This is a genomic window from Pseudomonas sp. 43A (genome assembly GCF_013363935.1).
Classification (GTDB): Bacteria; Pseudomonadota; Gammaproteobacteria; order Pseudomonadales; family Pseudomonadaceae; genus Aquipseudomonas; species Aquipseudomonas crudilactis.
The window spans coordinates 403,632-425,779 of the sequence record NZ_CP054880.1 but is presented as its reverse complement, the minus strand read 5'-3'; the positions used below and the strand labels follow the sequence as shown (position 1 = coordinate 425,779).

Genomic DNA, 22,148 nt, shown 5'->3' with positions numbered 1-22,148 from the left:
CACCTATTTGGCTGCAGATTGCGGCGTGATCAACCGTGCTTGCGCCCCACCCGCATGGACTTGCGCACTGATCTGCCAAGTGGCGGGTAACGGTGCAAACTCTGCCGGGTCATCCTGGGTGCCGACCAGCCATATGCGGGCATTGCCGGAAAGGTCGGCAAGGCTGTCGAGGTAGACATCGGCGCTGACCAGCGTACCGAAACCATATTGATTCGGGCGCAGCGAGCGGCCGTCCGCAGCGGGCGGCGTGTACAGCCGCACCTGTGCGCCGGTGCGATCGTAGTAGACGTAACTCAAATACCAGAGCATGTCGCTGGTGATGATGCGATCACCGGGCTGGAAATGCTGATTGACGTAGTTCACCACGCGATCGAACTGATCGTTGCTGTCGACCGTGGCGTTGTTGTTCAGGCCAACCATTTCCACCCCGAGCAACGACACCAGCACCGCCATCGCGAGGATCCGCACGCGGCTGTACAAGCGGTCGATGGCCAGCGCCGCCAGCAGCGGCAAACCCAGGGCGTAAGCGGTCAGATAGCGCTCGATGAATATCGGCGTGATGAACGACACCGCAAACACCAGCGACAGCGGTAAGCCGGTGTACAACGCCAGCAGGACACTGCCGCGCGACACGCTGCGATCCCGCAGCACCGCCACCGCCGTCAGCAGCAACAACGCCAGCGGCAATGCGCCGAACACCAGCAACGGCAAGTGTTCGCCGTCATCCTGGATCAACCATGTCCAGATCATCGACGGCAACGACGCCAGCGTCACCGGGTCTTCCCAGCCGACATCGCCACCGACCTTGAGTTGTTCCATGTGCTGCGTCAGATCGAGCAGGTTGGGCAACCACGGCAGGTACAACGCCGCGATGGCCAGGTTCGCCAGCCACCAGCCCGGGCGCTGGATGTGCCGCAAGCGATAGCCGCGCCGAAACCGAATAACAGCCAGATAAATCCAGTGACACAGCGCCGCCAGCACGGCGAAGTAATGGGTGTAGAGCGCGGCCGTCATCAACAGCGCATAAATCACCAGATAGCGATGACGCTGCGGTCGGCGGATCCAGTAGACCAGCGCCAGCGTCGCGGCGATCAGCAGCAGGCCGAGCAGCGAATACATGCGCACTTCCTGGCTGTAGCGCACCGCTGTCGGCAATAACGCCAACAGCAGCCCGGCGAGGATCGCCGCGCGGCGCGTGGCCAAGCGATCCACCAGCCAGATGCCCATGCCGACCGCAGCGACACCGGCCAGAGCGCTGAGGCAACGGATGGCAAAAATGCCGTCGCCGAACAGTTCGATCCAGCCATGCAGCAGCATGAAGTACAGCGGCGGGTGCACATCGAACGCCGCGTGATGCCAGATATCGGCCAACGAATAGCGCGCCAGCAGCAGGCTGGAACCTTCATCGCCCCAGATCGCCGCAGCGGTCAGGTCGTAAAAGCGTACGGCGCCAGCCAACAACAGAATCGGCAGCAGCCAGTGTTCCCTGGCCCAGCGGATCAAACGCAAGCGGGCAAACCACGAACCCGGCAGCGCGTGCGGATCCTGTGTGTCGCCCACCGGTGTCACTCTGTTGACCGCCATTGCTGCCTCTTGCCGTGCCACGACACCACGCCTGTATAAGCCCGAACCTGCCAGTCACTCTAGGTCAGGCGCAGGAGCACCGTCGATGCCGATTTGCGACTTCACGACATCCGGCAAGCTTGCCAATCCGCGTCTACGCTCTGGCGTGGCGTGACCTGGCCACGGAGTGCCAAGGCAATAGCAACCGCCTGAACCCACTAGCGGCCCGCCGACAACCAATCAGAAGGATAAGGACTATATGGACGTTTACATGGGCACTGTTCTGACGTTTGCCTTCAACTATGCGCCCAGCGGCTGGGCCTTGTGCAATGGTCAGATCATTGGAATCAGTCAGAACCAGGCGCTGTTTGCATTGCTCGGCACCACTTACGGCGGCAACGGCACCGTCAACTTCGGCCTGCCCAACCTGCAGAGCCGCATGCCGATCTGCCAAGGCAACGGCGCGGGTCTGACGCCGCGGGTCATGGGAGAAATCTCCGGCGCCGAGCAAGTCACGGCCACCCTCAACAATCTGCCGAACCACACCCACACCCTCGCCGGCCTCACCGCCACCACCACCGTGCAACTGGCCAACCCGGCCAGCAATCCGGCCGGCGCGCCGACGGCGGCCAACGCCTACATTGGTGCGTCGGGCACCGGGCCGGGTCTGGCGAATATCTTTTCCGACGCGCAGGGCGCATCCCCCGTGCCGCTCAAAGGCGCTGCCACCACCATCAGCGGGACGATCAGCCCCACCGGCAACGGCCTGCCGATGCCGGTGATGAACCCGTATCTGGTGCTCAACTTCAGCATCGCGCTGAACGGCATTTTCCCTTCGCGTAACTGACCGACCGCCGGGGGAGCCACCTCCCCCGGTTTCCAACCTTGGCGGAGCGAGAACATGCTGCAATCGGTTCAAAGCCAACACTTCCAGGCATTGCTGGGGCGGATCGGCACCCTGCATTTGCCCGATGGCACTGAGTTACCTATCCACATCGACGAACTTGCGGAAAAGCCTCTGGCGCAAATGCGCTACAGCGAGCGCATGCCCTTCAGCGTCGAACTGAGCAGTCTGCAACCGACGGAATTCGTCGATGGACTCTGTGCGTTCGAATTGCCGGAACTGGGGCGGGTCGACGACATCTTCGTATCACGGGTACCCCCCATGGGCCGGAACCCGAAGTTGGCTTACTTCCACATCACCTTTAACTGACACGACATTTTCCCTGTAGGCCTTCGCCTACAGGGTTCGGTGCGGATTCAAGCGGGATACCAGACCAGGCGCTCCGCCGCCGGGTTGCGTTCTTCAACCGCAAACCCGAGCGCGAGGTAGTGCCGTCGCGCATGGGGATTGCTGGTCCAGACCACCGTCGCCACCGGGCAACGAATCTGTTGCGCCGCTTTCTGTACCCCTTGCAGCACGGCGCGGCCATAACCCTGGCCGCGTGCCTGCGGAATGAACGCCAGATACAACACGCGAATCTCGTTGGTGCCGAAATCGGTGCTCAACGCGCCGATCGCGGTGCCGAGTTTTTCCACCACGTAGTGCATGGCGTTGGGGTAGTTGTCGCCCATGCCCTGCTCCTGCACCTGGAACTGCTGGGCGACCAGTTGCTGCACCTGTTCCTGCTCGCCGTCGACCCATTGCAGGTCCGGCCGCGCCGTCTGATACAAGCCCTGCAAAAACGGCCCGTCGCTTGCCCGCGAAGGCCGCACCACTAGTCCTTCTGCCGCCACTGCTGCGTTGTCCGCCATCGTGCTCTCCGTTAGAAACCGCTTTCCCTGACCCCCAGCGCCGCCATTCGGCGCCAGGCGACGCCGATCAGTGACTCACCGCTGCCCTGCAACACCACCACGCCGCGCAACGGTTGTACCGGTGTCGGCGCTGTGTCGAGCACGCTGAGTCGTGCGCCGTATTGCGCCTGCACCGGCTCTGCCCGCTGCTGTTGATCGCGGCGCACGGCAATCGGCCCGTGGTGATCGGAGGTCAGCGCCTCCTGATCGACGTAGGCCACGCCGTTGGTGTCGATTTCATTCAACTGCACGGCGAGCGCCGGGTGCATCGGGTCATCGGCGATGAAGCGGCCGCTGGCGCCGGGTTTGACTCGCCACAATTCGGCTTCGGCGAGATAACCGCGCAGGCGCGCGCCGTCCTCGACCACTCGGGCCAGCGCATCGCGGGTCGACAGCCAGCGCCCGACCGTCATGTTCGGCAGCAGATCACGCACGCTGCCGGCCTGCGGTGCGCGCAGCAAAAGGCGCTCGCGTTGTGCCGACAGCCCACGGTATTCGGCGACCGCTTCTGCCAGCCGCTGCTCGACAATGCCGGCGTCGGCAGCGGTTTCGCTGCGACTGGCCTGGCGGCGCATCAACAACTGCTGAATCTGGATTTCCCGACGCACGATCGCCAGTCGCGATTCGAGGTCCGGTGATTCCAGTTCAATCAGCACATCGCCCTGAGCGACTTCCTGCCCGTCCGTCACGTTCACCGCTTTGACCCGCGCCGCCGTCGGTGCATGCAGAGCACTGGTGCGCCCGGCTTCGAGCATCGTCGGCAACTCCACCGAACTGCGCCACGGCACGATCAGCACCAGCAACAACCCGAGCAGCGCCAACCCACTGAGCAACACGCGCGGGCCGTGCGCCTGTTCGCGGCGGCTCCACCACTGGCGCCACTCACGCATGATCGGCAGAAAAATGAACCAGACCAGTTCCACCAGCATCAGGAAGATCCCCAACACCTTGAAGAACAGGTGATAGACCGCCAGCGCGATCCCGAAAAACAACGCCGCACGCCACAACCATGAGCCATACCCCCAGATCAGCAAACGCCGTTGCATCTTCGGCGACCACGGCTCCGGCGCCGGTGCGCCATAGCCAAACAAAAACTCGCGCAGGCGCCAGCGACACAGAGCAAATGCGCGGCCCTGCAAGTTGTCGACTTCCCAAAAATCGCTGATCAGAAAATAACCATCAAAGCGCATGAACGGATTGAGGTTGACCACCAGCGTGGTGATCCACGTGGCGCTGGCGAGCATGAACGCCGCCGTGCGTCCCGGGCCGTCCGGCAGCAACGACCATGCGAGTAGCGCAATACACGCCAACAGCAATTCCGCGAGCACACCGCCGGCACCGATCAGCAATCGCGCACGGCGATCATTGACCCGCCAGGCATCACTGACATCGGTATAAAACATCGGCAGCAAAACCATGAACGCCACGCCCATGCTCTGCACCCGACACCCCGCGCGCTTGGCCATGAACGCGTGGCCAAACTCGTGACAGAGCTTGGCAAAGAACAGCGCCACGCCAAACGCCAACGCGCCGCCGAGGCTGAACAGGTGCGGAAAGGTGCCGACAAAGCGCTGCCAATCGCGCGAGACCAGAAACACGCCCAGCGCCAGCGTCGCCGGTAATCCATAGCGCAGCAGACGCGGGCCGAAGCGCGCAAGCCACGGCCAGGCCCGATTGAGAAACGCGTCCGGGCGCCACAGCGGTATGCGGAAAAACAGATATTGATGCAGGAGGATTTGCCACAGACTTTGCTTTTGCGCCAAGGCCTTGAGTCGATAACTGGCGCGCTGTTGATCGTCGAGCGCGCTGATCAAATCGTGGCCACGGAGGAACTCCAGCAACTGCTCAAGCTCCGTACCGTCCAGCGGCAAGCCCGGCTCACGATTGGCCGCATGCAAGACTCGTTCGGCGTCGCCCAGCGACCAGTGGCGCAGCAGGCGCATCGCCGCACTGCCGAGTTTGAAATAACGCCCGCGCACCGGATCGGCCAGGGTCCAGCGCGGCGAACCGTCCAGGGCCGGCGCCGCGGGCGACAATTGCAGGTCGGCACGCAGGCTCGGCAGATTCATCTAGAGGCCCACGCTCTGGCGCAAACCGGCCAGTGGCCGGCGCAGCAGGTACAACGCCAGCGGCGCGCGATCGCCGAAGATTTTCGCTGTGCCACGCAGGCCGATGCGCGGGGGGGCGTCAGCGAAGTTGGCGTCGAGCCGATAAGCCAGCTGTCCACCCGCGGTGGGCTGCGCCTCGTACGCCGAGCGCTCCAACGTGGCGAGATGACGCTTCAATGGGTCGCTGTCGAGAAACAGCGCGACTTCGGCGCCGGGCTCAAGGGAGATCGCATCGCCCACCGCCAGTTCGATACGCAGTTCGGCCTGGTTCGGGTCGGCGATGTCCATCAGGCGCTCACCGGTCTGTACCGGTTTGCCGGTCAAACGCTCGGCGTCGGCGAACACCGCAATGCCGTCGCGCTCGGCGCGCACTTCGCTGCGCTTGAGCAGCTCGCGGGCGTAGTCACGTTCGGCGCGTTTCTGTTCAACGCGGGCGGCGAGCAAATCGACTTTTGCACTCGATTCGGCATCGGCGAACGAGCGCTGGGAGTTGGATTTCAGCTCAGCTTCCGCCACACCCAACGCACGCTCGGCAACGTCGGCCTGCGCCTTGAGCGTGGTGCTTTCGAAACGCACCAGTACATCGCCGGTTTTCACCGTTTGATTGGGTTTGACCAGAAACTCGGCGATCACCCCGTCCAGCGGCGCCGCCACCACGCGCCCGCCCAGTGGCACCACTTCGGCCGGGGCCAGCACCGATTGACGCACCGGGATCAACAGCCCCAGTAATAGCACCGTGACCAGTGCCACCTGACGTTTACGGGTCCAGCGCAGCCGCCACGGTTTGCGTGGTTGCAGCGCCAGCCAGGCGTGGCTGTAGGTATCGCCCAATTGCGACAGCAAAACTTGTTCGGAAGGATTCCACGGCACATCACGTGCAAGCCACAAGCCGCCAAACACCTGCGCGTCACGATCAACCAGCGGCAGCCAAAACACCTGCGTGGCGGACAGACTACGCCAGTCGGCCTGAATTGATTCGCTGAGCAACTCCGGCGCAATCACTCGCGCCTGCTTCAGCACATCCTGCTTGAACAACTGCGCCACGGCCTGCTCGACGAACGCCACGAACGGCGCATTCGGCTCGACCGCACTGACGCCGGTCACGGCTTGCACCTTGCCGGCGATCAACAACGCGGCATGACGAAAGCCAAACAACGACTGGCCGTCATTGACCAGGCTGTAGGCCAGTTGCGCGGCGTCACGGGCCGCGCGGGTCTGGCGTTCCAGGTCAAGAAAGCGCGCGAACACCTGTTCGGCGGCGCCGCTCACCGGGGCGTTCACTTAAGCTCCGGGAAACGCGCGGTGCCGCTCATGCCGGCGAGCAGGCCTTTGGCTTCAGGGAGTGTTGCTACTAGCAACAGGGTCTGACTGCCCTCATCAATGCGCGCGCCGAGGCGTTTCACCGTAGCATCGATCGGCTGACCGGTTTCATCGGGAACGAAGCTGAACGTCTGGCCGGGCTTGAGTCTGGCCATCCAGCGCGACGGCACCAGCAAATGAATTTCCAGAGTGCGGTTATCCACCACATCGAGCAGCGGCGCGCCGGCCGACACGCTTTCATAGCGCTGCACCTTGCGCTCGACCACTTGCCCGTCGAACGGCGCGACCACGCTGCAGCGCTTGACCTGCACTTGATACACCTGGGATTGCGCCTGGGTTTCGCTGACCTTGGCCTCGGCCCGCGCCACTTCGAAACGCCCGACAGAGTTGAGTGCAGCCAACTGTTTGTTGTGCGCCAGCTCCTCACCAGCACCACGGCTGGCCGCCTGCGCGGCATTCAGTTGCGCTTGATAGGCCGAGCAATCGAAACGGGCCAACGTATCACCCTTCTTGAACGACTCGCCCTCGCTGAACGGCAACTCGACAATCCGCCCGGAAAGCTCACTGGCCAGCGTCGCCTGATCGCGCGCCCGCAACACCCCCCGCGCCTCACTGCTCGCATTGGCCGCTCCCGACGCCGGATTATCCAGCAGCGGATCGTCTGGCCCGGGCGTTTGCGCCTGAACTGCACACGTTACTAAGGTCAATCCGACAACCCAACCGCGAAAACGCTGCATAACCGCTACTCCCTGACGGATGTGCGGAGTCTACGACAGCGGGGGTTAGCGTCAAGCGAAAGGCCATCATTGCATCGCAATCCTTGCTGTAGATCGATTGAAGAGCTATGGTCAACCTATCGAAAATATAACCTTGATGGAATATTCCATAACACTCATATTCGATCCCCATGAATTGGGATATCGAATACACCGACGAGTTCGGCAACTGGTGGGAAGACCTGACTGAAAATGAGCAGAGCTCGGTGGCTGCAAGCGTGAAACTGCTGGGTCAATTTGGCCCAGGGTTGCGCTTTCCGCACAGCAGCGCGATCAACGGCGCGCGGCATGGCCATTTACGAGAACTGCGAGTTCAACATGCTGGACGACCCTACCGCATACTCTATGCGTTTGATCCAAGACGCTGTGCGCTGCTATTGATCGGTGGAGACAAAACCGGTCAGGATCGCTGGTATGAAGTTAACGTTCCGCTCGCCGACCGACTGTACGATGAGCATCTCAATACATTGCGCAAAGAGGGTTGTAAAAATGGCTAAGAAATTTGCCGAACTCGAGGCGCGCATGACCCCCGAAGCCCGGGAGCGCGCCCATTCGATCTACGAACAACATATCAAGGAAATGCCGCTGAACGAGCTGCGACAGGCCAAAGCGCTGAGTCAGGCAACGCTTGCCGAAACGTTGCATGTCAATCAGGCAGCGATCTCGAAGATGGAGCGGCGCACGGATATGTACATCAGCACACTGCGCAACTACATCCGGGCGATGGGCGGAGAACTTGAAATCATCGCCACGTTTCCCGACGGACAAATCAAGATCGAAAATTTCGCAGGCTGAGGTTCCGCCCACTCAGCCGTTGAAATGCTTTATTAGCCTTCACCCTCTAGCGGAAACCTCAAAGCTGCGCCATCCCTCCTGCCGGATACACCGACTCCCATCCCCCGCCCAACGCCTTGTACAAGCCGACCATCGCCAACGAAACACCGGTCGAACTCTCCACCCACTGTTCCTGCGTCGCCAGCAACGCGCCTTGCACGGTGAGGACGTTGACGAAATCGACCACACCTTCGACGTATTGCTGTTGGGCGGTGCGCAGTGCGATCTGGTTCTGGCGGACGGCTTCGGCGAGGCTATCGCGGCGGCGCTGGCTGGCGTTGTAGGCAGTCAGTTGATCGTCGATTTCGTGCCAGGCACGCAGTACGGTTTGCTGGTAGGCGACGGCCGCTTCCTGCTGCTGCGCTTCACGCAGTTGCAGCACACCGCGCAGGCGTCCGCCGTCGAACAGCGGCAGGCTGAATTGTGGGCCGATGCCGAAGGCCCGCGAGCCCCACGAGCCGAAATCGCTGAGTTGCATGGCTTGTGAGCCGAGGTTGCCGGACAGGGTGATGCGCGGATAGAAATCGCCCTTGGCCACGCCGATGTTGGCGGTGGCGGCGTGCAGACGCGCTTCGGCCTGACGGATGTCCGGGCGGCGTTCAGCCAGTTGCGACGGCAGGCCGATGGCAACCTGCAGAGGGGACTGCGGCACGGCGGCGTCGGTGGATAACTCCTTGGCCAAGGCTTGTGGTGGTTCGCCCATCAACAGGCTGATCGCGTTGATCAACTGCGATTGACGTTGTTCCAGCGCCGGCAAGCGCGACTCAATCGCCGCGACTTGCGCAGCGGCTTCAGCGACATCGAGATCAGTCGCCACCCCGTCGGCCAGTCGTAGTTGCGAAAGTTTCAGGCTGTGCCGGGCGACGTCGAGGTTCTGCTCGGTGACGGCGCGGGTGTTCTGCACACCGCGCAGCTGAATGTAGTTTTGTGCGGTGTCAGCCAGCACCACCAGCAACACACCGCGACGGTCGTTTTCGGCGACTTCGAGGTTGGCGTCGGCAGCTTCGGTTTCGCGGCGCACGCGGCCCCAGAAATCCAGCTCCCACGAGGCGGAGAAACCGGCGTCCCACAGGTTGAAAGCGGAATCGCCGTTATGCCCGGACGGATCGCTCAGGCCTGTGCCGCTGTTGCGTTCGCGCGAGTAACTGCCGGTGGCCGCCGTGTTCGGATAGCGGTCAGCGGTGATGACCTGGCGGGCGGCGCGGCTTTGTTGCAGACGGCTGCTGGCCAGTTGCAGGTCGAGGTTACTGCGCACAGCGCGCTGGGTCAGCGCTGACAGTTGCGCGTCGTGGAAGACTTCCCACCAGCGTTCGTTCAGGGGCTCGCTGACGGCTTTGCTGGGGGCGGATTTGGCGGGTTTGGCCCAGTCGGCGATTTGTGTGGCTTCGGGCTTCTGGAAATCAGGGCCTACTGTGCAAGCGGTGAGGCTCACTGCGAGCAAGGTACTCAAACTGATTTGCTGCCACAGGCCTCTTCGCGAGCAGGCTCGCTCCCACAGGAGGTTTGTAGTGTTGCCGAGATCCAATGTGGGAGCGAGCTTGCTCGCGAAGATGTCAGTCGATTCAACAACAATCATCGCTGAGTCACCTCACGCACGGGTGTCGCCGAGCTTTTGGTATCAATACTCGCTTCCACCGACATCCCCACCCGCAAGCGTTCAGCCAACGGCTGGCCCGGCTCGAGCATGATCTTCACCGGAATCCGCTGCACCACTTTAGTGAAGTTGCCGGTGGCGTTATCCGGTTTCACCGCCGCAAAGGTCACCCCGGTGGCAGGGGCAATGCTCTCGACGCGACCGCTCAACGCTTCGCCGCCAAGACTGTCGACGCGCACCTGCACTTCCTGCCCCGGCTGCACGTCAGTCAGCTGTGTTTCCTGAAAATTGGCCACCACGTAAGCCTGTTTCAGCGGCACCACCGCCAGCAACTTGCTGCCCGGCGTCACATAGGCGCCGACGCGCACGGCGCGTTCGCCGATCATGCCGTCCTGCGGCGCGGTGATACGCGTGTAGGAGAGTTCAAAACTGGCGATTTCCAGTGCCGCTTGTGCGTGTTTCAGACTGCCTTCGGCGGCGTCACGTTGAGCGGTGAGGATATCGACTTGTTTGCGCTCTGCCGCCAGCTTCGCGGTGGCGGTGTCGAGATGAGCCGTGGCCTGATCGATGCGAGTGCGCGCCTGTTGCGCGTTTTGCACGGTGCCGGCGCCAACGCCCGCCAAATGGTTGTAGCGATTCAATTCCTGCTGAGCGAAAGCCATTTCAGCCTTGGCTGAGACCACCGAAGCTTGCGCCTGGGCGATCACCGACGTCTGGCGTTCCAGCGTCGCTTTGGCGTTCTGCAACTGCGCTCGCGCGACCAGGGTTTGCGCGTCCGCCGCTTCGGCTGAGGCGCGCAGATCGCGATCATCGATCAGCGCCAGCAACTGCCCGGCCTTCACTTGCTGGTTGTCCTCTACCAATACCTCCTTGATGAAACCGGCCACGCGCGGCACCACCAGGGTGTAGTCGGCGGAGACGAATGCATCGTTGGTATTTTGCTGGGTCCGCTTGCCAAACAAGCCGGGCAGCGCCAGATACACCAGCACGCCAACAGCCAGCGCGGCCGCCACGGCCACCGCGAGTTTTTGCTTTGCTTGAGTCGTCATAAAAACCTTCATTGTTCAGTGCAGCAATCAGGTCGGCGCGCGCGGCGGAAAGATCCGCGTCGGCAGCCAGAAAATCAGCAGGATCAGCGCCACCGCGACGCCGGCCATGCACACATAAAGATCGGATGCGGTCAGCACCACGGCCTGTTCATGCAGACGATGGGCAAGACCTGGATCACTGCGATCGGCCAGCGGCGAGTTGCCGAGGCTGTCGACCAGCATGGTTGAGTGGAAATGCAGGCGCGCGGTGGTCAGCGCCTCGATCACCCCGGTAGCGACCACGGCCGCCAAGCCTTTCACCGTGTTGAACCACGCGGAGGCGAACGGCCCGTCCTGCGGCTGGATGCTGCCCGTGGACAACATCAACAGCGGCAACACCGACATCGGCTGACCGAAGATCTGCAGCCATTGCAGGACGTAGAAATTGTCGCGAATCCATTCTGAAGTCAGCAGCGATCCGCCCAGGCAGGACAGCGTCAACATGCTCAAACCCATGCCAAGCACCCAGCGGCAATCGACCCAGCGCAGGTTGCACAACGCTGCCACCAATGGCAGCGCAATCAGTTGAGGCAATGCGGCGATCAGCATGATCGGTGCGGTCTGCGCCGGCCGATAACCCTGCACCTGCGCCAGATAACTCGACGGAATCAACACCACCGCCTGCAGAACTATCAGCACACCGGCCAGGGTCATCAAGGCGAACGACAGGTTGCGGATACCGAGCATCTGCAGTTTGAAAAACGGAATCGGCTGCGACCATTCATTGATCAGAAACGCCACCAGCAGCAGCGAGCCGGCACCGAGCAATCCACAGATCAGGCTCGACTCGAACCAGTCCAGTCGATTGCCCTGCAACAGGCCGATCACCAGCATGCAGATCGCCGGAAACCCCAGCAGCAGGCCTTTCCAGTTGAACGATTTGAGGCGTTCCAGACGCAGCGGATCCTGCGGAACGCCCCACGCGACCATCGCCATGGCGATCAGACAAGGCACGATGATTTGCCAGAACGTCCACTGCCAGCCGACGTATTCCGTCCACAAACCGGCCAGCGGCGTGCCGAGGCCGGGGCCGAATGTCGCCGTCAGTGCGTAGCCGGCCAAGCCATAGAGTTTGATATTGGCGGGCAGAAAACGCAGGGCGACGGTCATCAGCATCGGTGGCAGCGCACCGCCGGCCAGCCCCTGCAAAGTGCGCATCAGCAGCAGACTTTCGTAGTTCGGTGCAAACGGGCACAGCACGCCAAGCAAGGTGAACAGGCTGATTGCGCAAAGGGTGAAGCGGCGCAGCGAGAAGGTCACCGAACACCACGGCGCGAAGGCCATGGCCGCGACCGAGGTGGCGGTGTAGCTGGCGACCAGCCAGGTGCCTTCGTCGTAACCGATGTGCAGCGCACCGCGAATATCGGCGAGGGCGACCTTGGTGACCATCTCGTTGAGGCCCGACACCAGCACCGCCAACAGCACGCCGACCAGACCGATGATGATCCGCGCCCCGAACACCGGTGGCGTGATCGCCTTCGCCGGGCTGGTCGCAGCGATGGGCGCTGCCGCCGTCAGGGATGTCATGAATACTCACTCCGGAGGGAAAAATACCGGAGCATCTTAGTCGGGCTTGGCAATGACGAAAATTGACTTATTGGCAGGTTATAAGTGCGCCAGACGCAATCATTAAAGCAAAAGATCGCAGCCTTCGGCAGCTCCTACAGGGATATGCATTCCAATGTAGGAGCTGCCGAAGGCTGCGATCTTTTGATCTTAGGGTTGTGCAGCCAGCCACGTTTCGTCGCAACAGGCCTTGAGGGTTTCACGCAGCCAGCGATGTGCCGGATCCTTGTCGAAGCGCGGGTGCCAGGCCTGGGTCAGCATCAGCGTCGGCAACGGGATTGGCAGGTCGAATGAGCGCAGTTTCAGACCCAGTCGGCGCACACTGAGCAGCGCTTCCTTGGGCACTGGCAGGATCAGGTCGGAATCGGGCAGCGCAAACATCGCCGCATGGAAACTCGGCGCGATCACCGCCACGCGCCGCTCCAGGCCTAGCGCATTCAGCGCCATATCGATCGGGCCGCGCGCGATGCCGCGTCGCGACATGCTGATATGGGAAAACCCGGCGTAGCGCTCGGCGGTGATTTCACCGTCGAGCAATGGATGATCTTCGCGCACCAGTCCCACGAAGTGCGTTGAGAACAGGTTCTGCACTTTGACCTCAGGGGTGACCGGCCGAGTGTTGCTGACACTCAGATCGATGCGCCCCTCGCGCAGCGCTTCATCATCGCCATCGCCTTCCGGGACGAAACGCAATTCGCAGTGCGGCGCCAGTTGATCGAGGGTGTCGAACAGCTTGCCGCCGTAGACACCGATGAAGAAGTCATTGGCGCGGATGCTGAAGCGCCGGCGCAGTGTGCCCAGTACCACGGTGTCAGCGGAGCGGAACAGCAGCGCGGCCTGCTCGACCACATCGCGAACTTGCTCGCGCAACTCCAGCGCCTTGGGCGTTGGCACCAGGCCTCGGCCGGCGCGCACCAGAATCGGATCACCAATGGCTTCGCGGATCCGCGTCAGGGTGCGGCTCATGGCGGCCGGACTGAGGTTCATCCGCCGTGCAGCGCCGACCACACTGCCCTCGTCGAGCAAGGCGTCGAGGGCGACCAGAAGGTTCATGTCCGGGAGTTGCATGCTGAGCACTCATGGCTGATCAGGATTGATCTGGGCGCAATGCTAGCAAACATCTTTCAGAGTAGGCGTTGATCTTACTGACACCTTCGCGAGCAAGCTCGCTCCCACATTTGGAATGCATTCTCCTGTGGGCGAGCTTGCTCGCGAAGGGGCCAGACGCAACGCCACAGAGTTACCGCTGCATCCCCCACCGCTTAACGGTCACCCGCTCCAGCGTATCGAACACCAGATTCTCCACCAGCAAGCCGATCAAAATCACCACCGCCAACCCGGCAAACACCTTATCGGTGTACAGCTCATTGCGGTTCTGAAAGATGTACCAACCCAACCCGCCCTTGCCACTGGTTGCACCAAACACCAGTTCCGCCGCGATCAACGTGCGCCAGGCAAACGCCCAGCCGATCTTCAACCCGGCCAGAATCGACGGCAGCGCCGCCGGGATCAGGATGAACAGCACCAGCCGCAAACCCTTCAAACCGTAATTGCGCCCAGCCATGCGCAGCGTCTCGGAAACCCCGAGAAACCCGGCATAAGTATTCAACGCCAGCGCCCACAACACCGAATGCACCAACACGAAAATCAGGCTGTTCTGCCCTAAGCCAAACCACAGCAAAGCCAGCGGCAACAGGGCAATCGCCGGCAACGGGTTGAACATCGAGGTCATCGTGCTCAGCAGATCGCGACCCAACTGCGTCGACACCGCCAACGTGGTCAGGGCAAACGCCAGCACAATGCCGATCAGATACCCCTTGATCAGCACCACCAACGATATCCACACCTTGGCCAGCAGCTCACCACTGAGCAGACCCTCGAACAGCGCGTGACTGGTCTGCAGGAAACTCGGCAGCATCAGGTCATTGTTCTGGATCCGCGCGACCACTTCCCACAGCACCGCCAGCACAATCAGGATCAGGCCCTTACGCAGCCAGCCCTGTTGCCACAGCCGCGTGCCGAGCGTCAGTTCACGCTCGACCGGCACTTCAGTCAGCGGCTCCAGCACAACTTCGAATTCTTCACGCACAGATGATGAATGGCTCATCGGGTAGTCCTCCTGGCCGCTCAATAGGCAATACGAATGTCGTTGAAGTTGTGGTCGCGCTCGGTTTCCGGCGACTGGCCTTCATCGAACAGCAGACGATGAATGCGCCGCGCCGATTCCTGGAACGCCACGCCACCCAAGCTGTGCAAATCGTATTGATGGCTGTGCACTTCAGCGCGCACCCGCCCCGGATGTGGCGACAGCAAAAGGATGCGATTGCCGACCACCAGCGCCTCTTCAATCGAGTGAGTGACAAACAGCAGAGTGAAGCGCACCTCATCCCAGAGCAGCAGCAATTCTTCCTGCATCTTGCGTCTAGTCAGCGCATCGAGTGCGGCGAATGGTTCGTCCATCAGCAGGATTTTCGGTTGCATCGCCAGCGCCCGGGCAATCGCCACGCGCGCCTTCATGCCGCCGGACAAAGTGTGCGGATAAGCATCGGCGAACGCCGCGAGGCCGACCTTTTCCAGATAGTGCAGCGCACGCTCTTCGGCTTCTTTTTTCTTCAGGGTGCGTGAGGCCAGCAGCGGAAACATCACGTTCTGTTTGACGGTTTTCCACGGCGGCAGTTGATCGAATTCCTGAAACACTACGATGCGGTCCGGACCCGGCGCGTCGACGCGCTGGCCTTGCAGACGGACCTCGCCTTCGCACGGTTGAATGAACCCGGCCACCGCTTTGAGCAAGGTGGATTTGCCGCAACCGGACGGCCCGAGCAGCACGTAGCGATCGGCCGGATCGATTTCGAAACTGACCTGGTGAGTGGCGCGCACCACGCGTTGCGGCGTGCGATATTCGAGGCTGACATGATCGACCGCCAGCAACGCGTCGCTGCGGGCGATCGGGTTGCTGGCCGCGTGGCCTGGCAAGGGAGCGTTCATTATTTGATCAATCTCCGGCGAATCAGAAAGGCGCGTCGCCCTGAATGGTCGTGCGATACAGCTTGCGGCGCAGGTGTGCGGGGCAGCCGGCGGCGAGATGAATCAGCGAGCGGTTGTCCCAGAACACCAGATCGTGGGGCTGCCACTGATGGCGGTAGATGTTTTGCGGCAGCACGCTGTGGGCGTAGAGCTCGCTCAGCAGCTGCTGGCTCTCGTCTTCCGGGAGGCCGACGATGCGCGTGGTGAAGCCTTCGCTGACGAACAGGGCTTTACGTCCGTTCTCCGGGTGCGTGCGCACCACTGGGTGCACCACTTCCGCGACCTGAGCCAGCTGCTCCGGGGTCAGGGTCGGGCGCCAGTTGCCTTCGAATTTGGTTTCGCTGTAGCGGGCGGTGTAGGAATGCGCGGCCGAACGACCTTCAACAGCTTTGCGCAAGGCCTCGGGCAAGCTGTCCCAGGCTTTGTGCATATCGGCGAACAGGGTGTCGCCACCCTCGGACGGCAACTCCTGCGCGTGGAGCATCGAACCGAGGCTCGGCAGCTCTTTATAAGAGAGGTCGGAGTGCCAGAACTTGCCGGCATCACCGAGGCCGATGTTCTGGCCGTTTTCGATGATGTTGGAAACGATGAGGATTTCCGGGTGGTTGGCCAGCAGGAATTGCTTGAGCACATGGATCTGCAATACACCGAAGCGGCGGCTGAAGTCGATTTGCTGTTGCGGGGTGATTTGCTGGTCGCGGAACACCACGACATGGTGATCCAGGTGCGCGCGATGGACGCGCGCAAAGTCCTGGTCATTGATCGGCCGGGTAAGGTCGAGGCCAATGATCTCGGCGCCGACGGCACCGCTGAACGGGCGGATTTCAAAGAATTGCGGCGCGGCGGTCGCGGCGCTTGGGGAAGCAGTAGCTGCGGACATCTTTCCATCTCCCACGCACGGCACGCTCACGGGCGCGCTCGTCGATCAGACACTCACGCTGGATTGCGTGTTGGTTCAGGTCGTGCGGCGCGCCGATTGGTCGGCAGGTACGCAGGGGGATGACTTTATAGCTATAAGAATCATAAATTAAATACCGTTAATGAATAACGATATGGCGATTGGTGAGGAATGGACTGGATGGTGAGTGACGGTTTTTGTCACTTACTGACAGATGCAGCGATCAGACTGACGCCTTCGCGAGCAAGCTCGCTCCCACAGAGATCTCGGCTGGAACACGATTACGCGTTCAACACAAAACACTGTGGGAGCGAGCTTGCTCGCGAAGAGGCCGGTGGCAGCGCTGAAGATCTAGCGCTCGTGCAACGCCTCTGCCCGCGCGCGAATGATCGGCTTGAGCAGGTAGCTCAAGACCGACTTCTTGCCGGTAATGATGTCCACCGACGCAACCATCCCCGGGATGATCAGCAACGGCTTTTCATCGGTACCCAAGTGGCTGCGCTCAGTGCGCACCTTGATGATGTAGTAAGTGGTCTTCTTGTCTTCGTCGGTGATGGTGTCGGCACCGATCTGCTCGAGCTTGGCTTTGAGCCCGCCGTAAATGGTGTAGTCGTACGCGGTGAATTTGACGATCGCTTCCTGTCCCGGGTGCAGGAACGCGATGTCTTGCGGACGGATCTTCGCTTCGACGAGCAAGGTGTCGTCCAGCGGTACGATTTCGACCATGTCGCTGCCCGGCTGGATCACGCCGCCGATGGTGTTGACCAGCAGCTTGTTGACGATGCCGCGCACCGGCGATGTCACCAGCGTGCGGCTGACGCGGTCTTCTAGCGCTTTGCCGGTGGCACTGGCCTTGTTCAGGTCGGTGCGCGCCTCATTGAGCTGGGTCAGCGCTTCGCTGCGGAATTTGCCGCGCGTCTCGTCGATCTTGCGCTGCACTTCCTTGATCGCCGATTCGGCACGCGGAATCGCCAGCGTCGTTGCATCCAGCTGACCGCGGGTTTCCACCTCGGCACGCTTCAGACGTAGCACTTCCACCGGCGACACCGCGCCCTGCGCCACCAGCGGCTCGGACATATTGATTTCCTGCCGCTGCAAGCCGAGCTGCTGACGATACTGCGCTTGCTTGGAGGCGAATTCGCGCAGCTCTTGCTGACGCTGAATCAACTGCTCCTGCAAACCACCGATCTCGTCGTGCAGTTGCTGACGGCGGCTGATGTACAGCGACTCTTCGCTTTTTGCCTGTCCCGGCACGGCTTTGAGCACGTCTTCGGGGAAATTCAGCGGACGGTCATCGACTTCGGCGCTGAGGCGTTCTACGCGCAGCAGCATCGACAGGCGATCGGCCTCGGTTTCGCCGACGTTGGAGGCAAATCGCGTGTCGTCGAGACGAATCAGCGGTGCGCCGGCTTCGACGATCTGGCCTTCCTTGACGAACAGTTCGGAGATGATGCCGCCCTCAAGGTTCTGGATTTTCTGAATCTTCGACGATGGAATCGCCTTGCCGTCGCCCTTGGTCACTTCGTCGATCACGGCGAAGTTGGCCCACAGCAGCAGGAAGATGAAGAAGCCGATGATCGCCCAGATGGTCAGACGCACGACGCGCGGGGCGTCTTCGATCAGCGCCTTGTTGACCTCCGGCAGGGGCTGGCCCTGCAGCGATGCCGAGCCTTTGAAGTAGCGACGGATCGAATCCTTGAAACCCGACTTAAGCAACACTGATCTGCCCCTTCTTCAACGCTTCCATCACGGCGGCTTTCGGGCCATCGGCGAGAATCTGTCCACGGTCGATCACCAGCAGACGATCGACCAGCGACAACAGTGAAGCCCGGTGCGTGACCAGCACCACGGTCTTGTTTTCAATCACCGCCGCGAGGCGTTGCTTGAGGCGCTCTTCACCGGTGTTGTCCATCGCACTGGTCGGCTCGTCCATCAGCAAAATCGGTGGGTTGAGCAACAAGGCCCGAGCCAGCGCGACGTTCTGTCGTTGACCGCCGGAGAGGTTCTGCCCGCGCTCGCCGACTTGCAGCTCATAGCCTTGCGGGTGCAGACGGGCGAATTCGTGGACGCCAGCCAGTTCGGCGGCTTGCAGCACCAGCTCGTCTTCTACATAACGCGCGCCGGAGACCAGGTTGTCACGCAGGGTGCCGGCCAGCAGCTGGATGTCTTGCGGCACGTAGCCGATGTTGTAGCGCAGTTCGCTGACGTCGATCTGGCGGATATCCACGCCGTCGACCAGCAACGCGCCGTCGTCCGGCTGATACAGGCCGACCAACAATTTGGCGAGGGAGCTTTTGCCCGAGCCGCTGCGGCCGATGATGCCGATTTTTTCGCCGGGACGGATCACCAGATTGATGTTCTTCAGCGCCGGGTTCTGTTGTTCCGGGTAAGTGAAGTTGAGCTGGCGGCACTCGATCGCCCCCTGCAAAACCTTGCGGCTCAGCGGGCGCTCTTCGAAGTTGCGCTCTTGCGGCAGCTCCATCATCTGGTCGACCGAAGTCATGGTCACCCGCGCTTGCTGATAGCGAGTCAGCAGACCCGACAGCGACGCCAGCGGGCTCAGTGCGCGGCCGCTGAGCATGTAGCAGGCAATCAGACCGCCCATGCTCAGGTTGCCGGCGATGATCTGGTAGACGCCGAAGACGATCATGATCACCCCGGCCAGTTGCTGGATCAGCAGGGTGATGTTCATCGCCAGACCGGAGAGCATTTTCACCCGCAGTTCGAGGCGACTGAGGGTGCCGATGGTCTGCTCCCACTGGTACTGGCGTTCGCTCTCGGCGTTGTTGACCTTCACCGCATCAAGGCCGGCGAGGGTTTCGATCAGGCTCGACTGGCGCTCGGCACCGAGGGCCATGGTGCGTTCCATGGTTGCCACCAGCGGCTTCTGCAAGGCGTAGCCGATCAGCAAGGCAATCGGGAAAGCCAACACCGGAATCCACACCAAGTGCCCGCCGAGAATGGCGATAACGATAAAGATGAGGATGGTGAACGGCAGGTCGATCAGGCTGGTCAGGGTCAGCGAGGCGAGGAAGTCGCGCAGGCTCTGAAACTCGTGGATGTTCTGCGCAAAGCTGCCGACCCGCGCCGGGCGGTACTTCATCGCCATGCCGACGATGCGCTCGAACAGCGTCGCGGAGATGATCAGGTCGGTTTTCTTCCCGGCCAGATCCAGGCACAGGGCGCGCAGACTCTTGAGGACCAGGTCGAAGATGTAGGCACCGGTGATGCCCAGCGCCAGCACCCACAGGGTCGCTTCGGCCTGGTTCGGCACCACGCGGTCGTAGACGTTCATCACGAACAGCGGCGCGGCCATGGCGATGATGTTGATCAGGAAACTCGCGGCGATTGCATCGGCATACAGCCAACGCGAACGCTTGAGGGTGTCGCGGAACCACGAGCGCGCACGCGGAATCAGCGTGCCGTGGTTGACGTCGAATTTGTGTTGCGGCTGAGCGAAGAAGACTTTACCGGTGTAATCGTCGGCGAGCAGTTCGCGGCTGACGATGGACTCGCCGCCGTCGGTTTCGCTGAGCAGGACTCGTGCTTCATTGTCACCTTGCCAACCGAGCAGGACGGCGCTGCGGCCATCCTTGAGCAGCAGCAAGGCCGGCATGGCGATCGCCGGAATTTCTTCCAGTTTGCGCTGCAACACCCGCCCTTGCAGGCCGGCGCGAGCCGCCGCGCGGGGCAGCAACTCGACACTCAGGCGTTGTTTGGGCAGCGGCAGGCCGGTGGTCAGCATCGCCGCGCTGGCGGGTTTCTGATGGAGCATGCAAAGGGCGAGCAGGCCATCCAGTAACGGATCGTCGTGCAACGCGCGTGGATCATGACTGAGTTGAACTCGACTGACTTCTGATTCCACGCTCGACACTCTTTGACAGTTGAAAAGGGATAACTCAATTCATCCCAGGCAGCTGGACCTTGGGCTTCACGTCGTTCTGCACAACGGATGCCAACGGTGCGACCACTCCCTGGCTTCTGAGCAACTCGCCCATGGTCGCCTTGATTCGGTACTGAGTAAATAACTGAATGTTTTTGATTTCCGCCAGACGCCGCGAAGCGGTGAACAACTCGTTTTCGCTGTCGAGCAAATCGAGCAGGGTCCGTTCGCCGAGGCTGAACTGACGCTGGTAGGCGGTGCGCACCGAGGTGCTGTGATCGACGTATTGCTGCGCGATCGGCACCTGCGCGTTGGCGTTGTTCAGGGCGTTCCAGGCCAGACCGAGTTCTTCGTTCAACTGGCGCAAAGCGTTGTTGCGGATGTCCAGCGCCTGGTTCGACAGGTACGACTTGGACTCCAGATCGGCCTTGTTGCTGCCACCGGAATACAGGTTGAAGCGCATGCGCAGCATGGCTTGCCACTCGTTGTTGTGACCGTTCTGGCCGTCGAGATCGTTGTCGGCGGTGCGGCCCAGTTCGGCGTCGAAACGCGGGTAGAAGGTCGATTTGGCGGTTTCGTACTGCTTCTCGGCAGCGGCGATGTCTGATTCGGCCGAACGCAGGATCGGGCTGTTTTCCAGCATCTGCTGGCGCGCTTCGTTGAGGTTGGCCGGCATCATTGCCATGAACGGCGCCGGCCGCTCGAGTTGATCGGGCATCTGGCCGACGGCGCTGAGGAAGTTGGTTTCCGAGTCGGCCAGATTGGTCTGCTCGGTGATCAGGTTGTTGCGGGCCTGGGCCATCCGCGCTTCGGCCTGATCGAGGTCGGCACCGCTGCCGACGCCGCGCTGGGTGCGCAGCTGGATCTGGTCGTAGATGCGCTGGTGGCTCTTGAGGTTGTCCTCGGCCAGACGCACGAACTCACGACGGGTCAACACGTCCAGGTAAACCTGGGCGACGGTCAGTGCGGTACGCTCGGAAGTACCGAGCAGCGAGTAAGCGCGGGAGTTGACGGTGGCTTGTTGACGGCCGACTTCGCTGGACGTCGCAAACCCGTCAAAGACCATTTGCGAGAGACGTAAACTTGACTCGCTACGGTTCAGGGTTTCGTAGTGGTTACCGGAATTGGCGCGGGTGGTGACGCTGTCGGTACCCTCACGGCCATAACCGCCGAGCAGATCGACCTTCGGCAGGTATCCACCTTTTGCCGCTCTTAATTGATAATCCGCCGCCAAACGACTGTTGACCCCTGCCTGGATTTCCGGATGGACATCCAGTGCCTGCTGCATGGCTTCTGGTAAGGATTGTGCTTGTACAAAAGAGGCGGCGAGGGCGAAGGGTACGGCGAAAAGCAGGGGCGAACGCATGATAGGAATTTCCCAGAACTTCTTGTCTTGAATCACAGCAAAACGTGGCGCTGCGTCGGATGATGGCAACCAGATTGACCGTATGTCGGAAAGTTCAAAACAGGAACTGGATCACACGCTGAAGGACAGGTCGCCGCGGAAATATCAATGTGACATTAGTGGGGCGATTGTTTAGGATGGCACCCAGAAGGTCAATAGTTTGGCATAAAGTTAATAGCGAAAGAATATAGCCAAATTATTGACGATTTAATGCGTCAAACTTGTTTAGCAAATTTTTAAAGTACGTCCAGACTGAATCGGCGCCCATGCCATCAGGTCCATGGAAGTCAAC

Annotated in this window: 19 protein-coding genes; 4 read left to right on the top strand and 15 right to left on the bottom strand. The window is 61.3% G+C overall.

Going from position 1 to position 22,148, the window contains the following annotated elements; all coding sequences use genetic code 11:
* Positions 1-3 precede the first annotated feature (3 nt).
* Positions 4-1,584 carry a glycosyltransferase family 39 protein gene (locus tag HUW52_RS01860; RefSeq protein ID WP_175552827.1) on the bottom strand — a complete coding sequence of 527 codons (1,581 nt, stop codon included), beginning with the start codon at positions 1,582-1,584 and terminating at the stop codon, positions 4-6.
* Between the two features lie 238 nt (positions 1,585-1,822).
* On the opposite strand from HUW52_RS01860, the gene HUW52_RS01855 reads away from it, so the two are divergent.
* Both HUW52_RS01855 and HUW52_RS01850 read left to right on the top strand, forming a co-directional pair.
* A complete protein-coding gene (locus HUW52_RS01855) occupies positions 1,823-2,410 on the top strand; it encodes a phage tail protein (protein WP_016985569.1) in 588 nt (195 codons plus the stop codon).
* Between the two features lie 54 nt (positions 2,411-2,464).
* On the top strand, positions 2,465-2,776 hold the full coding sequence (locus HUW52_RS01850; RefSeq protein ID WP_016985568.1) for a hypothetical protein: 312 nt from the start codon (positions 2,465-2,467) through the stop codon (positions 2,774-2,776).
* A 47-nt stretch (positions 2,777-2,823) separates the two neighbouring features.
* Here HUW52_RS01850 and HUW52_RS01845 read toward each other — a convergent pair whose 3' ends face one another.
* The 4 genes from HUW52_RS01845 to HUW52_RS01830 are packed head-to-tail and all read right to left on the bottom strand — an operon-like array spanning position 2,824 to position 7,522.
* Complete coding sequence (locus tag HUW52_RS01845; RefSeq protein ID WP_175552826.1) at positions 2,824-3,318, bottom strand: N-acetyltransferase; 495 nt, start codon at positions 3,316-3,318, stop codon at positions 2,824-2,826.
* 11 nt (positions 3,319-3,329) lie between these two features.
* Entirely contained in the window at positions 3,330-5,426 is a 2,097-nt protein-coding gene (locus HUW52_RS01840; protein ID WP_175552825.1) for a biotin/lipoyl-binding protein, read from the bottom strand.
* Positions 5,427-6,746 (bottom strand): efflux RND transporter periplasmic adaptor subunit, encoded by a 1,320-nt coding sequence (locus HUW52_RS01835; protein WP_175552824.1) that lies wholly within the window; start codon positions 6,744-6,746, stop codon positions 5,427-5,429.
* Positions 6,743-7,522, bottom strand: a complete 780-nt coding sequence (locus HUW52_RS01830; RefSeq protein WP_175552823.1) for an efflux RND transporter periplasmic adaptor subunit — start codon at positions 7,520-7,522, stop codon at positions 6,743-6,745. Before HUW52_RS01830 ends, HUW52_RS01835 begins: the two co-directional genes overlap by 4 nt.
* Before the next feature lie 170 nt (positions 7,523-7,692).
* Here HUW52_RS01830 and HUW52_RS01825 point away from each other — a divergent pair, with 170 nt between their 5' ends.
* Positions 7,693-8,058 carry a type II toxin-antitoxin system RelE/ParE family toxin gene (locus tag HUW52_RS01825; RefSeq protein WP_175552822.1) on the top strand — a complete coding sequence of 122 codons (366 nt, stop codon included), beginning with the start codon at positions 7,693-7,695 and terminating at the stop codon, positions 8,056-8,058.
* On the top strand, positions 8,051-8,356 hold the full coding sequence (locus tag HUW52_RS01820) for an XRE family transcriptional regulator (RefSeq protein WP_008080340.1): 306 nt from the start codon (positions 8,051-8,053) through the stop codon (positions 8,354-8,356). Before HUW52_RS01825 ends, HUW52_RS01820 begins: the two co-directional genes overlap by 8 nt.
* Before the next feature lie 58 nt (positions 8,357-8,414).
* Here the strand turns inward: HUW52_RS01820 and HUW52_RS01815 are convergent, their stop codons facing one another.
* The 10 genes from HUW52_RS01815 to HUW52_RS01770 form a co-directional block, all read right to left on the bottom strand.
* A complete protein-coding gene (locus HUW52_RS01815; protein ID WP_175552821.1) occupies positions 8,415-9,971 on the bottom strand; it encodes an efflux transporter outer membrane subunit in 1,557 nt (518 codons plus the stop codon).
* A complete protein-coding gene (locus tag HUW52_RS01810) occupies positions 9,968-11,038 on the bottom strand; it encodes an HlyD family secretion protein (protein WP_175552820.1) in 1,071 nt (356 codons plus the stop codon). Before HUW52_RS01810 ends, HUW52_RS01815 begins: the two co-directional genes overlap by 4 nt.
* Positions 11,039-11,065: 27 nt before the next feature.
* Positions 11,066-12,604 (bottom strand): MFS transporter, encoded by a 1,539-nt coding sequence (locus HUW52_RS01805; RefSeq protein WP_175552819.1) that lies wholly within the window; start codon positions 12,602-12,604, stop codon positions 11,066-11,068.
* A 189-nt stretch (positions 12,605-12,793) separates the two neighbouring features.
* Positions 12,794-13,711, bottom strand: a complete 918-nt coding sequence (locus tag HUW52_RS01800) for a LysR family transcriptional regulator (RefSeq protein ID WP_175552818.1) — start codon at positions 13,709-13,711, stop codon at positions 12,794-12,796.
* A gap of 172 nt (positions 13,712-13,883) precedes the next feature.
* On the bottom strand, positions 13,884-14,750 hold the full coding sequence (locus tag HUW52_RS01795) for an ABC transporter permease (protein ID WP_175552817.1): 867 nt from the start codon (positions 14,748-14,750) through the stop codon (positions 13,884-13,886).
* A gap of 20 nt (positions 14,751-14,770) precedes the next feature.
* Complete coding sequence (locus tag HUW52_RS01790; protein ID WP_175552816.1) at positions 14,771-15,631, bottom strand: ABC transporter ATP-binding protein; 861 nt, start codon at positions 15,629-15,631, stop codon at positions 14,771-14,773.
* A 22-nt stretch (positions 15,632-15,653) separates the two neighbouring features.
* Positions 15,654-16,550, bottom strand: coding sequence for a TauD/TfdA family dioxygenase (locus tag HUW52_RS01785; RefSeq protein ID WP_175552815.1), 897 nt, complete (start codon positions 16,548-16,550; stop codon positions 15,654-15,656).
* 369 nt (positions 16,551-16,919) lie between these two features.
* Positions 16,920-18,287 carry an HlyD family type I secretion periplasmic adaptor subunit gene (locus HUW52_RS01780; protein ID WP_007918311.1) on the bottom strand — a complete coding sequence of 456 codons (1,368 nt, stop codon included), beginning with the start codon at positions 18,285-18,287 and terminating at the stop codon, positions 16,920-16,922.
* Positions 18,277-20,433 (bottom strand): type I secretion system permease/ATPase, encoded by a 2,157-nt coding sequence (locus HUW52_RS01775; RefSeq protein WP_034151793.1) that lies wholly within the window; start codon positions 20,431-20,433, stop codon positions 18,277-18,279. Before HUW52_RS01775 ends, HUW52_RS01780 begins: the two co-directional genes overlap by 11 nt.
* A gap of 34 nt (positions 20,434-20,467) precedes the next feature.
* Complete coding sequence (locus HUW52_RS01770; RefSeq protein ID WP_016985554.1) at positions 20,468-21,817, bottom strand: TolC family outer membrane protein; 1,350 nt, start codon at positions 21,815-21,817, stop codon at positions 20,468-20,470.
* Positions 21,818-22,148 lie beyond the last annotated feature (331 nt).